Genomic DNA, 17,383 nt, shown 5'->3' on the forward strand with positions numbered 1-17,383 from the left:
GTATCCACACGGCAGGCGATCGCGCTGCACGCATCAGCCGCCGGCGCCCGTCACGACGTCCTTTGGCGCGCCGACCGGCTTGCCGTTCTCGAACGTCACGTACGAGACCACGTAACCGCTCAACGGCGAGCGGTCCCAACTGCAGTGCTCGCCGATGAACGCGCCGCCGCGATACGTCCGCATTAGCCATGCCTGAACGCTTCAGTTGACTGTCGGTCTGCGTGGTCTGCGCGGTTGGGCATGGCCGGTGCTGAGATTGGATTCACCCGTTGGCAGCGTCGTCGCGAACGATAGACGCTCGACAAAGGCGGCGCAATGCCGCCTTCCAGCTAGTGGCGGGCGGTAAAGCAAGCAGTCATCTTGTCGGGCATTCGATTCCTCACATATCCAGAAAATCGTCCATCGGACCTATCCGATTTTCGAAATCCGTTGTCATTTCGCATTCAATTGACAGTACCTAATAATCCCAAAGGGCTTTTTGGCATATCTTCGACAGCCCGAAAGCTTATTGGTAGAAGAGAGTACGGCCGAATGAGGCGAGTATTAATTATGGTTCTGGTTTGTGTGTTCAATGCCGGTGGTGCCGCAGACCTCACGTCACTCACCGATTCCGCGTTGGCGAACGACGCAAAGCTCAAAAGTGCGGAAGCTACCTGGCATGCAGAGATCGAAAAGGAACCTCAGGGGCGCGCCGGGCTTCTTCCTCGGGTCACTCTTCAGCAATCAAACTATCGCAATGGCGTGAGAGTCCCCGGGATGAGTTATCCGGGCTATTCAACGAACGGGTTCACGCTTTCCCTGACTCAGCCGGTTTTCAGATGGGATGCATGGGAAACGTATCAACAGGGCAAGCTGTCGGTCATCGAAGCAAATCTGGCATTGGCACAGGCAAAGCAGGACCTGCTCTTGCGCGTTTCACAAGCCTACTTCGCAGCCCTTGGTGCGCAGGACGATGTCGAGCTGTCCCGAAAACACAGGGAGGCCGTTGCAGAACAGCTGGCGCTTGCAACGCGCCGGTTTTCACTGGGTGACGCTACTGTCGTGGACGTCAATGAGGCACAGGCCGGTTTTGATTCTGCGCAGGCTGACGAGATCGCCGCACACAGCCAGCTCGATGAAAAATATGCCGCCCTGCAGAAGATCGTAGGAAGCCCTGTCACGCGGGTTGATGGCATGCGGGACGGTTTTAATATTCCCCCTGTTGATCCGCCCGATGCCGATCCATGGATCGATGCCGCGGCTGACGCTAATTATCGTGTCCGCCAGAGGCAGGTTGCACTCGAAATTGCCGAACGTGAGCGCTCGAAGGCACGCGCGGGCGACTACCCGTCCATTTCTCTCGTCGGAAACGTGAATCACGGCAATGCCGCATACGTCAATGGGCAATCAAACTTCAATACGGGCGGCAATCGCGGGACATCGAGTGCACTTGGCATCCAGATCACCATACCGCTCATTGACGGACTGATGACCCGAAGTCGGGTGCGCGAGGCCGCTGCGCTGAGGGAGAAGGCCGAACACGATCTCGACGATGCGCGGCGCAGCGCCGAACTCGAAGCGCATGAGGCCTGGCTCGGAGTGACGCGGGGGCTAGCGAAGATCGATGCACTGAAGACCGCAGTGAAGTCCGCGGCGATTGCTCTCAGATCAAACCAGACCGGTTACCGCGTGGGCGTCCGCGTGAACGCCGACGTGCTATCGGCCCAAGACAAGCTTTACAGCGCGCGGCGCGATCTCGCCAAAGCGCGTCAGGAAACTTTGGTTCAGGGCCTGCGGCTCAAGGCAAGTGCTGCGCGTCTCGAGCGGACAGACATTGAATCCCTGAATGCGTTGCTCGCGAGCAATAGCGATGCAGAACGGCCTGTACAGAATTCAAACGCGGGGGAGTGAGAATGTATCTGCTGATCAGGCGCCATCTGGTTCTGGCGAGTGGATTTGGTGTCATCTCGAATCTTCTGGTGCTCACCCCGACGATCTATCTTCTGCAGGTGTATGACCGCGTACTGCCGAGCCGCAGCATTGAGACGCTGTTGATGCTGATGGCCTTTATGGCTATCACGCTAGCCATGATGCTGCTGGTCGACGTGGTGCGCGGCCGCATTCTGGCGGATCTCGGCCTGCAACTCTGCGCCCGGCTGGACCGGCTCGCGCTGCTGGCGCGGCTTGATGCCAGCGCGAGGCAGCGTCAGTCGTCCCTGGTCGCGACCCAGACGGACATCAACACATTGCGTGGCTTTCTCTCAGGGCCCGGGGTTATCGCATTTCTCGATGCGCCCTGGCTTGTCATCTATCTGGTCATCATCTGCCTCTTTCATTGGGTACTGTGTCTGATCGCCGCGATCAGCGGAATCGTACTGTTCGCACTGGCCCTACTCAACGACCGGGTGATCGCGAAGAACATCGGCACTTACACGGACAAGCAGCGTGAATGCGACCTCGCCTACAGCCAGATTGTCCGGAATGCCGAGGTCGTAACGGTGCTTGGCATGGCGGAAAAAATCGTGCGCGCCTGGGATATCCGCAAGCGCGAATACATCGAGGCACAGCAGCAGGTGGCAGACAGCAGCGCGTTCTACAGGAACGTGACGAAGGTTTTGCGGCAGGCGATTCAGGTCATCATGATGGCTGCTGGCGCATGGCTCGTGATCAACGAACACGCAACGCCCGGTGTCATGCTCGCTACCACTATCCTGCTGGGCAAAGCGCTCGCGCCCATCGAACAGATGATCGGAAGCTGGAAGCAATTCGGCGAACTCCGTCAGGCGTGGGGGCGACTCAATGAACTTCTCAAACCCTCCTCTGAACACGACGCTATCGCATTGCCAGCCCCGGCTGGGGCTGTGTGTGTTGAGCGAGTGACCTTCAGTGTTCCGTCCCGGGTGCCAGGGCAGGCCGGTCGGCTTCTATTGCGCGATGTGCAGTTCTCCCTCGGTGCGGGTGAGACGCTGGTGATCATCGGTCCCAGTGCGTCGGGAAAATCGACGCTCCTGCGGGTAATTGCCGGCCTGTGGCGTCCTCAGGTTGGGGCGGTACGGCTCGATGGCGCGGATGTGTCGCAGTGGCCACGAGACAGACTCGGTCAGTACCTGGGATACGTGCCCCAGGATGTCGAGCTTTTCGCCGGGACGGTCGCGGAGAATATTGGAAGAACTGCACGGCCTTTGCAGCTAGATTCCGATTCGATAGTGCGTGCAGCGAAGCGCGCGGGGGCGCACGAGATGATTCTCGGTCTGCCCAACGGCTACGACACGCAGATCGGGGAGTCAGGCGAAACGCTCTCTGGTGGACAACGGCAGCGCATCTCACTCGCGCGAGCGTTATACGGAGACCCGAAGCTGCTGCTTCTGGATGAGCCAAACGCCAATCTCGACAGCGATGGCGAAGAAACGCTCGATGCAGCCCTGAGGCAGATCAGGGCGGACGGAGTCACGGTCATCGCGGTCACGCATCGACCAGCATTGATGGCGATTGCCGACCGGGTGCTATTGATGAGGTCTGGTCAGGTCGAGCGTTTCGGAACACGCAATGAGTTCGCGACGAAAACCGGTCAGAACACAGCTGACGAAATTGCCGTTCCGCCTACACCCGCAATCCGTTCTTCATCCATCGCGCCTGCGATGTCGAGAGCTTTGGACCCTGCAGTGAGAACCCTGTTGTGAAAGCATCAAACCTTGTTGCAAATGCTGTCAAAAAAACAAAGCGATGGTTACAGTCGACTGAAGACAACCAGGCAGACTGCCTGCCATTGCCACGAAAGCTCATCGTGAATGGATGCCTGGGTATCGCACTAGGCATTGCGGCGGTAGGAGGTTGGGCGGCACTTGCACCGCTCTCGGGCGCAGTTATCGCCGAAGGTGTCGTACAGACCGACGGCGAGCGCAAGACCGTCCAGCATCAGGAAGGTGGCATCGTGAAAGAAATCCTGGTCAACGACGGTGATGCAGTCAAAGCTGGACAAACCCTGCTTGTTCTGGACAACGTGCGACCCGGTGCTGCGCTAGCAGCCCTGGAGGTCCAACTCGACGCCGAAGAAGCGAAGATCGCGCGCCTGAGCGCCGAGCGGGACCTGAAAAAGGCCCCGGTTTTCCGGGAACGATTGACGGACCAGCGCGACGACGCGCGTGTGGCGGAATTGCTGCGGCATGAAATGGCGCTGTTCACCGCCCGCAAGCGGGCGTTGTTCGATCAGTTGTCCCTCCTGCAGATGGAACTGGGACAGACCCGACAGGAGATTGCACTCAGTCAGCAGGTGGTGACTACGGCAAGTCGTGGACATGCGCTCTCAGAGCAGCAGTTGCACACCAACGAGCAACTGCTGAAAGAAGGGTTTGTGGCCGAAACGAAGGTGGTGGACTTACGACGTGCCGAGGCGGAGTCGCTCTCCCGCGTCCATTCGGGCTCGGCCGAACTGGTGCGCGCAAATCAGAAGCGGACTGACATCGAACTGAAGATAAGCAGCCTGAAAAACGATTATTCGAAAGCTGCCAGCGACGAACTGAAGGAAGCGACCAGCAAGGCATTCCAACTCGCCGACGAGATCCGTCCAGCGAAGGATCTGAGCACGCGTACGCAGATTACGGCGCCGGTTGCGGGCGTCATTGTCGGGCTGAATGTGCATACGGTCGGCGCTGTAATTGGCCCGCGCGAGTCGATCGTCGATATCGTCCCGGAAAATACTCCACTGGTGATCGAAGCGAAAATCAAGCCGGACCACATCCGGGAGATTGCGCTGCAGAGTGCGGCCGACGTGCGGCTCACTGCCTATAACTCACGCATAACGCCGATTCTTGAAGGCAAGGTCATTTATATCGCTGCCGATACGCTCGTGGACAAGGATACCCGCCAGCCTTTCTACACCGCGCGCATTGAGGTATCTCCTGCAGCACTCCGGAAAGCAAACAGCATTGCAAAAAAAGAAGTCGTACTAGGTCCCGGTTTGCACGCGGAGGTATTCATTCAGACGTATGCGCGCTCGGCGCTGGATTACCTGCTTGAGCCGATGAAGGATGGAATCCGTAAATCCATGCGGGATTAATTGCGAAAAAGTTATGAGCAAGACACTGATTACGTTTCTCGTCGCATTCAGCTTGGGCACGGCTGGATGTTCCAGAGTAGAACCGGCAAAGCCACCAATGCCCGGTATGGGCACCATCCATGGCGTGCGAATGGTGATTCCGGCCGAATACAAGTTCTTTGGAGTGGAGTACGAGGGCGACGATATCTGGGCGCGACCGCCGAAGCGCCATGCCCCGGGGCCGGATGTACCGATTCGTTCTTTCTCGATCATGTTGCATCTGCCGGACTTCGCGCCGCTGAATGATTCAAACCGTGACAGTTGAATTGGTCGGAAAGGCGACGATGCTAGGAGGAATGAATGGACTCAGGTGGACATACATCCGATTGAGGGTGTCTGGAAAGATACCCAGAGGTGGTTCTCGGATTTTTATATTACACGGCAGATGGAAGGGAAGATTGAGCAGCAATTTGAAAGCGACTCTCATTTCAAAAAAGAGCCGATGTTGGTTCATGGCCTCGTCAACGAAAAAATCGTCGGTCCTGATTATTCAATGGTCAGCATTCGTCACGTTGAGTTTTTTTATGACCCGAACCGATCCGCGACTTTCATCGTGTGTGGAACAGGGGCCGGCGGACCAAATTATTGCCATCAAACTTTCCTTATTCCAGAGCTTGGCGTTCTCGTTGACGCCCGTTATGCAAAAAGCAATCTTAAATTTTGGGAGGGCATTCAGAAAAACATACGTCGTATTGTCATTTCATTCAAGCAAAACTAAGAACAGGAGATGTTTGTCATGCGAAATGAAATCTCCCTCGCCACGCTTAGTAACCTCGACGCCCCGCTCAAATCCGGTGATGTCACGGGTGTCTATAACTACCTCAAAACTCGAGGATATCGATCTCGATACGCTCGTGAACAAGGATACCACTGCCAGCCTTTCTACACCGCGCGCATTGACCTATCGCCTGCAGCACTCCGGAATGCAAACGGGCATTTCGAAAAAGCAGTCGTACTGGGTCCCGGTTTGCGCGCAGAGGTATTCATCCAGACCTATGCGCGCTCGGCGCTGCACTACCTGCCTGAGCCGATGAAGGATGGCATCCGCACATCCGTGCGTGATTAATTGCGAAAAAGTTATGCGTAAGACACTGATTACGTTTCTCGTCGCATTCAGCTTGGGTACGGCTGGATGTTCCAGAGTAGAACCGGCAAAGCCACCAATGCCCGGTATGGGCACAATCCATGGCGTGCGAATGGTGATTCCAGCCGAATACAAGTTTTTTGGAGTGGAGTACGAGGGCGACGATATCTGGGCGCGACCGCCGAAGCGCCATGCCCCGGGGCCGGATGTACCGATTCGTTCTTTCTCGATCATGTTGCATCTGCCGGACTTCGCGCCGCTGAATGATTCAAACCGTGACAGTTGGATTGGTCGGAAAGGCCGCGATGCTAGGAGGAATGAATGGACTCAGGTAGACATCCAGCCTATCGACGGCATTGGAAGCGACCCCGGACGTTGGTTCTCCGATCTCATTGATCGGCAAAAAATTGGCCAGATTTCTTGGCGCCCTAAACACGATTGGTATTTTCAGAAAAGTCCGAATGCGATGTACGGATTGATTAACGAGAAGAAAATTGGCCCGGATTATTCAAAGACAAGCGTCGATAACATTGAGATATTTTATGACCCACTCAGGTCCACAACCTACATCGTCTGTGGAGCAGGGGCCGGCGGTCCGAAGTTTTGCCACCAAACATTCACCATTCCTGAACTCGGCATTCTCCTTGATGCGAACTATGCAAAAGACAATTTGAAATATTGGAGGGAAATCCAGAAAAACACACGTCGTATCGTCATTTCGTTCAAGCAAAATAAATAATAGGAAACGTCTGTCATGCCAAATGCAATATCCCTTGCGACTCTCAACAGCCTCAGCGATCAGCTGGCGTCCGGAGACGTTGCGGGTGTTTACAATTATCTCAAGTCGCAAGGTTATTCTTACGCCAACCTCGCGCTTGGGGTGGATTTAAACAACACAGTAAGCGGTTCCACTGCAATCGAATTTCTCAGTCTATCGGGAACTCAGACTGGCCATCCGGTTGATAGTACGGAAATGGCATCAATTAAATTAGACCTCGCCAAGGCATATGTTAATGCCTTGATAGTGCAGGCTCAAAATCAGTTATCGAACGGGGTGGCGACAAAGGATCTGAACTCCGAGCAGGCTTGTAATATCCACAACCAGGTGTTCGAGTCGCACAACCTTAGCCATGACGTATGGACGCTAGATACACCATTTGCACTGTTGAACGACGTTGACCGCGAGGCACTCTGGCAGCAAATCCTGCAATCCGATGGAAGCGTCGTTGGCGACGCCAAGGCGGCCTTCTCGCTTTTCGAGGCCGTGACGAAGGCGAATATCGCGTACGTGCAGGCCGGCAAGTTCGACAAGGTAGAAGAGATCGCCAACTGGGCAATGCGAATCGAAGCTCCGGCCACTGTTGGCGCGGCTGTCGGCACGGCGCTCAAGCTACTCCTGGATAGCGTGACCGGCGCTCTGGTGCACTATGACATCAATTTCGGCGATATCAGCAATCAGCAGGAGTTCAAAAATGCTACGTCGGAAGCGATTGCAAAGACTGTATTTCCCGATCTTCCGGTGGCAGGCGTTTCGGATGGAACGGCAGAGCAGCAGGCGGCAAACCAGTATGCGCTGAAAGTCGCGCTTGAAGTTTTCTTCGGCTCCCAGGTCGACGAAGTCTCTATCGTGTCCAACACTGGTGGGGCCATCATTTCCGGAGACGGAAAGCAGGTCGTCGTGACGACCGAGGGTGTGCAGGTTACCGTGACCGATCCGTCCGGCAATGTGCGGACCTCGGTGTACGACACACACGGTTCCCTGACCTCGCAGGTGACCGTCACCGCGAACGGAGTTTCGGAAAAAGTCATCGTCAATGGACAAGTGACGCAGCAGAACGACTATTCCAACGATCTCACGTCCGTCATTCACACGATCAACGGCGACAAGACACAGAGCGCGATGGTGTATGACGCCACCGGAACAGCGATCTCGAATACATTCTTTGACGTGAGCGGCAACAAGACGACTGCGTACATTTTCCGGTCCGATGGATCGACAAGCCGGCAATACGACTTCGGGCTGGATGGCAGCATACTTCAGCACGACTTCAATCTCGATGGCTCACAGAGTTTGGCGTTGTTTGGGCCGAACGGGATCATCTCCGAGTATGCAGCGTACGATGCGAGTGGTTTCCTGATTCAGGACGTCTTTTACGCCAACGGCCAAAAGACGCAGCAGTACGACTTCCGCCCTGATCATAGCTATGTCGAGTACGAATTTCATACGGACGGCACTCAGGTTGCAGGGGTATTTGATCCGAACGGCCAGATGATCGAATACGCAACGTTCGCCGCCAACGGCTTCAAGACGCATGACCTGTTTTTCTCGAACGGAATAGAGACCACGCGATACGACTACGTTCAGGGTGGCAACACCACCAAGTATGAGTTCCATTTGGACGGCACGCAGAACGTCTCGCTGTTCGGTCCGAACGGTCAGCTCACCGAATACGCGACGTTCGCCGCCAACGGCTTCAAGACGCAGGACCTGTTTTTCTCGAACGGGACGGAGACCACGCGATACGACTACGTCCAGGGTGGCAACACCACCAAGTATGACTTCTACGTGGACGGCACTCAGAATGTCTCCCTGTTCGGCCCGAACGGCCAGCTCACCGAATACGCGACGTTCGCCGCCAATGGCTTCAAGACGCAGGACCTGTATTTCTCAAACGGGATAGAGACCACGCGATACGATTACGTGCAGGGCGGCAACACCACCAAGTATGACTTCCACGTGGACGGCACGCAGAATGTCTCCCTGTTCGGTCCGAACGGCCAGCTCACCGAATACGCGACGTTCGCCGCCAACGGCTTCAAGACCCAGGACCTGTTTTTCACGAACGGGACCGAGACCACCCGTTACGACTACGTGCAAGGTGGCAACACCACCAAGTATGACTTCCACGTGGATGGCACGCAGAACGTCTCGCTGTACGGTCCGAACGGCCAGATCATCGAATACGCGACGTTCGCCGCCAATGGCTTCAAGACGCAGGACCAGTTCTTCACGAACGGCCATCTGACGCAGGAAAACGACTTTAAGAGTAACGGCAGCATCATTGTCCATATGATCAACGGTGACAATTCGCAAACCGCAACGCTATATGGCGCGAACGGAATGCAACAGGAACTCGCAAAGTACGATTCCAGTGGGAGACTGTACCAGGACTTCCAGTGGGACTCGTCCGGTCACATCACGCAGCAGATCAACTTCAACGCTGACGGAGGTCGCACCGTCTATCAGTTCCACGCAGACAATAGTTACGATGCATATCTGTTTAACTCGGCCTTGCAGGAAACAGAATTTGACTCGTTCAATGCACTTGGGAATCTGACGGGGTTCTACAAGTACAGCTATAACAATGACGGCAGCTACTGGTCAACTCAGTACGACGCGACCGGCCATGCGATCGGAAAGTCGGAATACTCGTCATCCGGGCAATGGCTTCAGAACGGCGGCATCTACATCCCTGGCAATGGTGGTTCATTTCCGATCGGGAATCTGATGTTCAGCGGCCAGATCTAAAGCGGCAGCAGTAGTCCCGTACCAGCCGTCGATGAAGGCCGAAGTATTTCCGCGCAGGAACAAAGCTGGGATGCGAGTCTGAAACTCGTCGTATGACACGATGGGTTTTCTCACTCCCAAGCGCGAGTCGACTGTGATGGTTACCTGGAGAACGGGGCGCAGATTGAGATGCTTCCGCTCGCCACGTACTACTACGATCTGACCGGCAACCTCGTAGGCCTAAAGGATGCAAACGGGCATCTGAGCACGCAGCAGGGGAAATACGGTCTTGCGCAGCCCGCGGTGTCGAAGTCGTCGTATGCGATGGGTTATAGCAAAAGCTTCTCTTGCGACGCCGTGGGCATTTTGCGCACGTCGGTGGACGAGCTGTACCGGCGCGTCCATCACACATAAAACAACGAGAATCGCCTGATTTCGTCAAGATGATCAGCGCGGTAGGTCGAACGGTGCAGTATGACTACCGCTGGGCGAGCATTTTAACGCCGCCCCGCCTCGGCTTTCACACCAACCATCAACGCAACCCCACTAACCACAAGCAAACCCGCAAGCAAATAGATGGCGACATCCATATTCCCCGTCATCGTACGTATCTGACCGATCACCCACGGACTGACGATCCCGCTCGTAATCCCAATACTGCTAATAAACGCAATCCCCGACGCAGCCGCTTTCCCAGACAGACAGCCCGTAGGTACCGCCCAAAAGATCGGCAGCGCCGCGAAAATCAACACGGCAGCCAGCGACAAGATACCCAGCATCGCAGCAAAGCTGCCCAGGTGCAGCGTAAGCGCCGCAAGCGCGAGACCCCCGCCCACCGTGCAGAAAGCAAAATGCCTGCGCCGTTCCCCGGTCCGATCCGACCGGCGCGCAATCAGAATCAGACCCACCGCGCCGATCGCATTCGGCACCACCGTATAAAGACTCACCGCGACCACATCCTGAACGCCGAAATCACGAATCATCAACGGCATCCAGAAGTTGAGTGTCAGCGATGCACAGGTCAGCGAAAAATAGATGAACGCGAACAGATAGACGCGCGGATTGAGCAACGCCGCAGCGAAGCTGCGACCGTGATGCCCACTGTCTTTCGCCTGACCTTGCGCGCAAAGCGCGATGAGCCGGTCCTTTTCTGCCTGCGTGAGCCAGCTCGCGTCGTGCGGCTTGTCGACCAGATAGCGCCACGACAGCAATCCGAGAATCACAGCCGGTGCGCCTTCGATCGCAAACATCCACTGCCATCCGAACAGCTGCAGCACGCCGCCCATGTCGCGCATGATCCAGCCGGAGAAAAGTCCGCCGAGCACGCCCGCGACCGCCACGCCCGCGAAAAACACCGAGATCACGGCGGCGCGCCGGCTGGCCGGAAACCAGTACGTCAGATACAGCACGATGCCTGGGAAATAGCCCGCCTCGAACACGCCCAGCATGAAGCGCAGAACGTAAAAGTGCGCGGGCTTCGACACGAACATCATGCACATCGACGCGATGCCCCACAGCAGCATGATCCGCATGAAGGTTTTACGCGCACCGTATTTGGCCAATAGGATGTTGCTCGGCACCTCGCACAAAACATAGCCGACATAGAACACGGCTGCGCCGAGTCCGTACATCGCGTCGCTGAATCCGAGATCATGCTTCATCTGCAATTGCGCGAAGCCGATGTTGATCCGGTCCAGAAACGACACGACGTAGCAAAGAAACAGAAACGGCACGATGCGCCACGCGACCTTTCTGAACATCGAATCGTCGCTCGCGACGGACGCGGCGTGGCCAATGGCGTTGCCATCGAGGGAATGCTGCATGTCTCGCTCCAGGTGCGGAGCGCGCCTGTGCGAAGACGAGCGCGCCCGAGGCGTCTAGCGCGCCTTCATGGTTTGAACGGGAAAAGGAAAGACCGGACGGTCTTTCCCGGAGTGCGTGGGGCGATCAGCTCTGCAGCGCGTCCCACATTTCCTTGTCGCGCTGCGCGGTCCAGATGCGCGGATGGGTGATGCCGCTCGCTTCGTCGTAGGCTCGCGACACGTCGAACGGCAGGCAATGCTCATAGATGAAGACATTGCCGAACTTCGGGTCCATCGCCTTGCGCGTGAGCGCCATCGCACCCTTCAGATCGAGCTTGTCCCTGAATGCGTCACGGCCCGCTTGCAATAGCGTGGTGACGAAGTCTTTCGTGTAGTCGAGGCCCTTGTTCACTTCCGCCGGCGACAGCAGCGCGGGGCCGCGACCCGGCACCAGCTTCTCCGCATTCAGCGCGCGCAATGCTTCGAGCGTTGCCGGCCATTGTTCGAGTTGCGCGTCGCCGCAGTAACAGGCCGCGTCGTACTCGACCAGGTCGCCGGAGAACAACACCTTCTGCGATGGCAGCCAGACGATCGTGTCGCCCTTCGTGTGGCCGGAGCCGAGATGTGCGATGCGCACTTCCAGCTTGCCGAGAAAGAGCGTCATTTCCTTTTCGAACACCAGCGTCGGCCACGTCAGGCCGGGCACCGTTTCGACGCCTGCAAAAAGGCGCGGGAAGCGTTCGATCTCCGACTTCATATCGGCTTCGCCGCGCTCGACGATCATTTCGTAAGTGCCGCGGCTGGCGATCACCTGCTGCGCGCCTTCCTTGAAGTACGCCGACGCGCCCAGCACGCGCACCGCATGATAGTGCGACAGCACGACGTATTTGATCGGCTTGTCGGTGACACTGCGAATCTTCGCGATCAGGTCTTGCGCCATGGCCGGCGTGGCAGTGGTGTCGACGATCAGCACGCCGTCGTCGCCGACGATCACGCCCGAGTTAGGGTCGCCCTCGGCCGTGTACGCATACGCGTTTTCCGACAATTGGGTCCACGTGATCTTCTTTTCTTCCAGGTCGGCCTGGGATGCGAAAGCCTTCGCCATGTCTGTCTCCGTCTCGCGACTCGTTGGGGGATGACTGATAATCGTCGTCGCACGGATATTTGTCAATGACAAAATACCTTGTCATTAACTAAGCTAGGGTAAACTCCGTTGGTTGGTCGGCACGGTCCGATCGGATACCATCTAGGCCTTCCACGGGCGACACCGAACGGGCCGAATCTCCTTCGAGGCAAGGTCGGACAACACGATGGCTGATACGACAAGCGAAAAGAAACAGCGTGGCATCCAAAGCGTCGAGGTCGGCGGACGGCTGCTGCAGGCGCTGGCGCGACAGCGCGAGCCGCTCGGGCTGACCGAACTGGCCGGCGAGGCGCAGTTGTCGTCGGCGCAGGCGCATACGTATCTGGTGAGCCTGACGCGCCTTGGCCTCGTCAAGCGCGACGCGCTAACCGGAAACTACGAGCCGGGGCCGCTATCGTTGCGGCTTGGCCTCATGCATATCGAACAGCAACCCGTCTATCGGATCGCGGCGCCCCATGCGGCTGCGCTCGCGGAGCGGATCGGTCTTTGCGTCGCGATCTGCGTGGCGGGCGTGCAGGGACCGACCATCGTCCGGTACGAGCGCAGCGGTGCGCCACTGCATGTCAATCTGCACATCGGCACGGTGATGTCGCTCGAAGCGACATCGACGGGCCGCGTCTTCTGCGCGTTTTGCGCACCCGAGCAGGTCGCGGAAATGGCGCGAAGCCAGGCGCAGTCGGCCGAGCCGACGCCGGCGCGCGGCCGCGCTGCCAAAGGGTCGGCTAGCGCCGAATGGCGCAAGCGCTTCGATGAGATCCGCGCGCGCGGCCTCGAGCGCGGTATCGATGCGCCGAGTCCTGGCATCAGCAGTCTGAGCGTGCCGGTGTTCGATGGCGACCAACGGATGCAGCTCGCGTTGACGGCGATCGGCTCGTCGGGCTCGATCGACGTCGCGTGGGATGGCGCGGTCGCACGTCAGCTGCTCGAAACTTCCCGACGCATCACCGAAGCGCTGGTTATACCCACCTGAGAATCATGCAGATCGAAACCCCGGACGCGTCCGACGCAAACACGCCCCCACTCAGCGATACGAAAGCTCAGCGCGGCATCAGCGCGCTCGACAACACCGGTGATCTCCTGCTGGCACTCGTTGCCGCCGGCCGCCCGCTGTCGCTGCGCGATCTGGCCGCCGCCGCCGATATGCCCGCCGCCAAGGCGTTTCCGCATCTGGTGAGTCTGCTCAAGGTGGGCTTGCTGAGCCGCGACGATGCGGGTCTTTTCAGCGCGGGACCGCTCGGCATGGAGCTCGGCCTGATCGCGTTGCAGCGCATGTCGCCGATTCGCGATGCCGAACCGGAGATCGTCACGCTCGCGGCGGAGTCCGGCATGAGCGTCGCAGTGGCGATTCTTGGACCTTTGGGGCCTACCGTTATCCGCTTCGAGGAATCGGCGCGACCGCAACACGTGAGCCTGCGCGTGGGCACCGTGATGTCGCTCGTCAACACGGCGATAGGGCGCGTGTTCGCCGCGCATCTCGCGGACGACGTATTGGTCGGGCTGTTGTCGCAGGAATCGATCAGACTTGCTGGCGCGCCGGCCGCGGAGGTGTTCGTGTCGTCGAAAAAGGGCGCGCCGTCATTGGTCCCGACCTATCTGGCACGCCGCGCGAAAGTGCGCAACGACGGTATCGATGACGCACTCGATGCGCCGGTGCCGGGCATCGGCGCGTTGGCCGCGCCCGTGTTCGATCACACGGGCAGCGTCAGTCTGGTGGTCGCGGTGATCGGTCCGTCGGGCGGCTCTGACTTCAGCCTGAGCGGCGCGACCGCGCAGAGGCTGCTCGCCACGACACGACGGCTGTCGTGGCGATTCGGCTGGATTGGGCGCTGAACCTGGTTCAATCCGCGCGCGCCAGCGCAAGCGCTTCGAGCAGCACGTCGGCATCGCCGATGTGGTTCGCGAGCAGCAGCACGAGCTTCGCGTTCATGAAGTGGCTTTGCTCGTCGGTCAGTCCGTTGTGCGCGTCGATGAGTTTTTCATAGAACGCATCGGGATCGGCCATGTTCGTTTCGATGTTCAGCTTGGTCATGATGGTTATCCGTTGCAGGTTGCGCGATCCACGGCCTTGGTGACCGATGCGGTGTCGAGAGCGCGCCAGCGCGCGCAGACGTGCTGGTCCGGACGCAGCAGATAAAACGTGCCCGGCCGCGCATCGAAGCGATGCGTGACGATGCCTTCTACATCTTCGATCACCGTGACGTGAGGCATGTCCGGCAGACCGGTCACGGGTGCGCCGCGCGGCACGACGATCAACGAGTGGACCGGCACCGCGAGACCTGCGAGGGCGCAAAGCTGTTCGGCGCATTTCGTCAGGTCGTCTCCCTGGCCGCAGAAGTGCACACCCGTGAAGCCGCCATGTCCGGTCTGATTCAGGAACCAGGCGTTTTCGCCAGCGAGCTTGACGGGCGCGTCGGTGCTAGCTGCGCCGGGCACCATCGCGCCGGTGAACGCGTCGGCGTCGGGTGTGTTCAGCGGCGAGTCGCGCAGAATCGCCGGCACCGACAGACGGCCGCTGTTGACCATGCGCCGCGCGAACGGGCACTCCTTCGCGAGCTTGAGCGTGGCGTCGCGGAACATCCGCGAGACCGCGCTTTTCGGCGTGATGAAGTCGGTGGCGCGCGATGAGTTCAGGATGTTTTCGTCCGCCGCATATTCGCGCTCCGATGCATAGGTATCGAGCAGCGCCGGCGGCGCGTCGCCGTTGACGACGAGCCGCAGCTTCCAGGCGAGATTGTCGGCATCCTGCACGCCGCTATTCGCGCCGCGCGCGCCGAACGGCGAGACACCGTGCGCCGAATCGCCAGCGAACAGCACGCGGCCATGCCGGAAGCTGTCCATCCGCAAACACGAAAACGTGTAGACGCTGACCCATTCGAGCTCGAACTCGGCATCGTCGCCGAGCAGCGCTTTGACGCGCGGAATCACTTTTTCAGGCTGTTTCTCCGCGACCGGATCGGCGTCCCAGCCGAGCTGGAAATCGATGCGCCAGACGTTGTTGGGTTGCCTGTGCAGCAGTACCGATTGATTGCGATGGAAGGGCGGATCGAACCAGAACCAGCGTTCGGTCGGAAACGGCGCCTTCATTTTCACATCCGCGATCAGGAAGCGGTCTTTGAAGGTTCGACCGTGGCTGTCGAGACCGAGCGCCTTGCGCACCGCGCTGCGCGCGCCGTCGGCAGCGACCACGTATTGAGCGCGCATCGGATAAATGCCGTCGGGCGTTTCGACCTGCAACTCGACATGGTCGTCTTGCTGCGTCACCCCGATCACATTGCTTTTCCAGCGCATTTGCAGATTCGCGGTCTGCTTCGCCTGGTCTGCCAGATAGCCTTCGACGTAGTACTGCTGCAGGTTGATGAATGCAGGTCGCGCGTGGCCTGTTTCGGGCAGCAGGTTGAAGGTATAGATCAGCTCGTCCTGCAGGAACACCTTGCCGACGTTCCAGCTCACGCCTTTGTCGACCATCCGCTTGCCGCAGCCGAGGCGGTCGAAAATTTCCAGCGTGCGCTTCGCAAAACAGATTGCGCGCGAACCGCTCGACAGCGTGTCGTCGTTGTCGAGCAGCACGGTGCGAACGCCCTGCTGGGCCAGATCGATGGCCGCGGACAACCCGACCGGGCCAGCGCCGATCACGACGACCGGATAGGTGAGCGGGGCACCGGCATCGTGGTCGGCGGCTCGCTCGTAGTCGAAGCGCATCGTTTGGTAGTCGATCTGCATGGCGTCTCCGGTTCTGCGGATATCTTGGATTAATCTATAGCAAGCATTATTGCTCCTTGCTAATGCTGCTCATTTTATAAAGCTTTTCGAGCGATCGAATCTGTATTTACCCTGGTGCGGTTTGCTCCCGCATGTGCTGACCTTGCAACGAAATCGCTGACTCGCACGTCGTGGAGGCGATTCAGCGAGTGAGTATTCTCGTCTCGGAAATCAGCAACGCTGGCGCGCAGCAGAGCGTCGGCGTAGGGCAAGTCGGTGAAACGGTCTGTCAGATGGACGAAACAAGGCAGCAAAACGTAGCGCGCGTCGACGAAAGGGCTTCGGCGGCGGAGAGCTTGAGGCAACAGGCTGCAAACCTCGTTGACCGCGTCGCACAGTTCAGGTTTTGAGTGAGGTGGCCGGCCGGCTTGCTACGGTGAAGTTGCTAAAAACTGCCATATAAAAAATTGCGGAGCCGCTCGCGCATGCGAGGGCTCCGCTGTTAGGAAGGGCCGGGTGCCGACTGATCATCTTCGATTGGACTCTTCTCCGCTGAGGACCGGCCCCCGCTCTTCCTGAACAAACCCCGTAGCGTTTATGACTCATTGGGTGGTATGCGCCGCGCCGGCCTGAGTCGTGCCAAGTTGTGCCGATTCAGCCAAGGCCGCGCGTGCGCGGTCGCGGGATTCGCTCGCCGCCTGGTTGCGTTCTTGCCGGGCATCGCGAGCTTCGGCCCTGAATGCCTTTCTGGCTTCCGCGGTCCGGGCGCGTTGTTCGCGGTTAGCCTCGCGAATCTCGTTTCGCTTCTGAACGATAGGGTCATTGTGGGTAGTCGCCGGTACGGTAGCAACCTCTGCGACCGGGGGCGCCGTCGTGGTTGGCTGCTGCGCGATAGCTGCGCCCGAAGTCATCAGGCCGAGCACGACGAGCGTTGTGGCGATTCGGTTGGTAAGGCGGCTCATGATTTACTCTCCGTTCAATTGAGGTCTACTGAATAATGACGACTGCCTTCCAAGTCATAAGTGATGTGAGGTTGTCAGCCGACTGCGGTTGCCTCCGGTACAGCGAGGCG

General features: G+C 58.4%; 17 protein-coding genes. 11 read left to right on the plus strand and 6 right to left on the minus strand.

Annotation, left to right across the window (positions count from 1 at the left end; translation table 11 throughout):
• Window positions 1-33: 33 nt before the first annotated feature.
• Window positions 34-183 carry a hypothetical protein gene (locus AB3X95_RS37135; RefSeq protein ID WP_176123534.1) on the minus strand — a complete coding sequence of 50 codons (150 nt, stop codon included), beginning with the start codon at window positions 181-183 and terminating at the stop codon, window positions 34-36.
• A gap of 366 nt (window positions 184-549) precedes the next feature.
• On the opposite strand from AB3X95_RS37135, the gene AB3X95_RS37140 reads away from it, so the two are divergent.
• The 9 genes from AB3X95_RS37140 to AB3X95_RS37180 all read left to right on the plus strand — a co-directional run bounded on the left by AB3X95_RS37140 (window position 550) and on the right by AB3X95_RS37180 (window position 10,080).
• Entirely contained in the window at window positions 550-1,890 is a 1,341-nt protein-coding gene (locus AB3X95_RS37140) for a TolC family outer membrane protein (RefSeq protein ID WP_368623865.1), read from the plus strand.
• A 2-nt stretch (window positions 1,891-1,892) separates the two neighbouring features.
• Window positions 1,893-3,659: a type I secretion system permease/ATPase gene (locus tag AB3X95_RS37145; protein WP_176366782.1), complete on the plus strand. Its 1,767-nt coding sequence runs from the start codon at window positions 1,893-1,895 to the stop codon at window positions 3,657-3,659.
• A complete protein-coding gene (locus tag AB3X95_RS37150; RefSeq protein ID WP_368623866.1) occupies window positions 3,656-5,035 on the plus strand; it encodes an HlyD family type I secretion periplasmic adaptor subunit in 1,380 nt (459 codons plus the stop codon). The genes AB3X95_RS37145 and AB3X95_RS37150 overlap by 4 nt, the downstream gene beginning before the upstream one ends.
• Before the next feature lie 13 nt (window positions 5,036-5,048).
• Window positions 5,049-5,339 carry a hypothetical protein gene (locus AB3X95_RS37155; RefSeq protein ID WP_176123571.1) on the plus strand — a complete coding sequence of 97 codons (291 nt, stop codon included), beginning with the start codon at window positions 5,049-5,051 and terminating at the stop codon, window positions 5,337-5,339.
• A gap of 45 nt (window positions 5,340-5,384) precedes the next feature.
• Window positions 5,385-5,792: a hypothetical protein gene (locus AB3X95_RS37160; protein WP_368623867.1), complete on the plus strand. Its 408-nt coding sequence runs from the start codon at window positions 5,385-5,387 to the stop codon at window positions 5,790-5,792.
• Window positions 5,793-5,810: 18 nt separating this feature from the next.
• The gene (locus AB3X95_RS37165; protein ID WP_176123569.1) at window positions 5,811-6,140 is read left to right on the plus strand and encodes a hypothetical protein; all 330 of its coding nucleotides are present in this window, start codon (window positions 5,811-5,813) and stop codon (window positions 6,138-6,140) included.
• 13 nt (window positions 6,141-6,153) lie between these two features.
• A complete protein-coding gene (locus tag AB3X95_RS37170) occupies window positions 6,154-6,897 on the plus strand; it encodes a hypothetical protein (protein ID WP_368623868.1) in 744 nt (247 codons plus the stop codon).
• Between the two features lie 15 nt (window positions 6,898-6,912).
• The gene (locus tag AB3X95_RS37175) at window positions 6,913-9,687 is read left to right on the plus strand and encodes a hypothetical protein (protein ID WP_368623869.1); all 2,775 of its coding nucleotides are present in this window, start codon (window positions 6,913-6,915) and stop codon (window positions 9,685-9,687) included.
• 168 nt (window positions 9,688-9,855) lie between these two features.
• Window positions 9,856-10,080, plus strand: a complete 225-nt coding sequence (locus AB3X95_RS37180; protein ID WP_176123566.1) for a hypothetical protein — start codon at window positions 9,856-9,858, stop codon at window positions 10,078-10,080.
• An 83-nt stretch (window positions 10,081-10,163) separates the two neighbouring features.
• On the opposite strand, the gene AB3X95_RS37185 is transcribed toward AB3X95_RS37180, so the two are convergent.
• Window positions 10,164-11,489 (minus strand): MFS transporter, encoded by a 1,326-nt coding sequence (locus AB3X95_RS37185; protein ID WP_368623870.1) that lies wholly within the window; start codon window positions 11,487-11,489, stop codon window positions 10,164-10,166.
• Between the two features lie 124 nt (window positions 11,490-11,613).
• Window positions 11,614-12,573 (minus strand): MBL fold metallo-hydrolase, encoded by a 960-nt coding sequence (locus tag AB3X95_RS37190; protein WP_176123564.1) that lies wholly within the window; start codon window positions 12,571-12,573, stop codon window positions 11,614-11,616.
• A gap of 205 nt (window positions 12,574-12,778) precedes the next feature.
• Here AB3X95_RS37190 and AB3X95_RS37195 point away from each other — a divergent pair, with 205 nt between their 5' ends.
• Together AB3X95_RS37195 and AB3X95_RS37200 are read left to right on the plus strand one after the other, a co-directional pair.
• A complete protein-coding gene (locus AB3X95_RS37195) occupies window positions 12,779-13,582 on the plus strand; it encodes an IclR family transcriptional regulator (RefSeq protein WP_368623871.1) in 804 nt (267 codons plus the stop codon).
• A gap of 5 nt (window positions 13,583-13,587) precedes the next feature.
• A complete protein-coding gene (locus AB3X95_RS37200) occupies window positions 13,588-14,442 on the plus strand; it encodes an IclR family transcriptional regulator (protein ID WP_368623872.1) in 855 nt (284 codons plus the stop codon).
• A 7-nt stretch (window positions 14,443-14,449) separates the two neighbouring features.
• Here the strand turns inward: AB3X95_RS37200 and AB3X95_RS37205 are convergent, their stop codons facing one another.
• From AB3X95_RS37205 to AB3X95_RS37215, 3 genes are all read right to left on the minus strand, one after another.
• A complete protein-coding gene (locus AB3X95_RS37205; protein ID WP_013094246.1) occupies window positions 14,450-14,641 on the minus strand; it encodes a DUF2783 domain-containing protein in 192 nt (63 codons plus the stop codon).
• A 5-nt stretch (window positions 14,642-14,646) separates the two neighbouring features.
• Window positions 14,647-16,332, minus strand: coding sequence for an FAD-dependent oxidoreductase (locus AB3X95_RS37210; RefSeq protein ID WP_368623873.1), 1,686 nt, complete (start codon window positions 16,330-16,332; stop codon window positions 14,647-14,649).
• A 581-nt stretch (window positions 16,333-16,913) separates the two neighbouring features.
• Complete coding sequence (locus AB3X95_RS37215) at window positions 16,914-17,273, minus strand: hypothetical protein (RefSeq protein ID WP_368623874.1); 360 nt, start codon at window positions 17,271-17,273, stop codon at window positions 16,914-16,916.
• Window positions 17,274-17,383 lie beyond the last annotated feature (110 nt).

Origin of the sequence: Paraburkholderia sp. BR13444, assembly GCF_040948755.1 — a bacterium.
GTDB classification, from domain to species: domain Bacteria; phylum Pseudomonadota; class Gammaproteobacteria; order Burkholderiales; family Burkholderiaceae; genus Paraburkholderia; species Paraburkholderia youngii.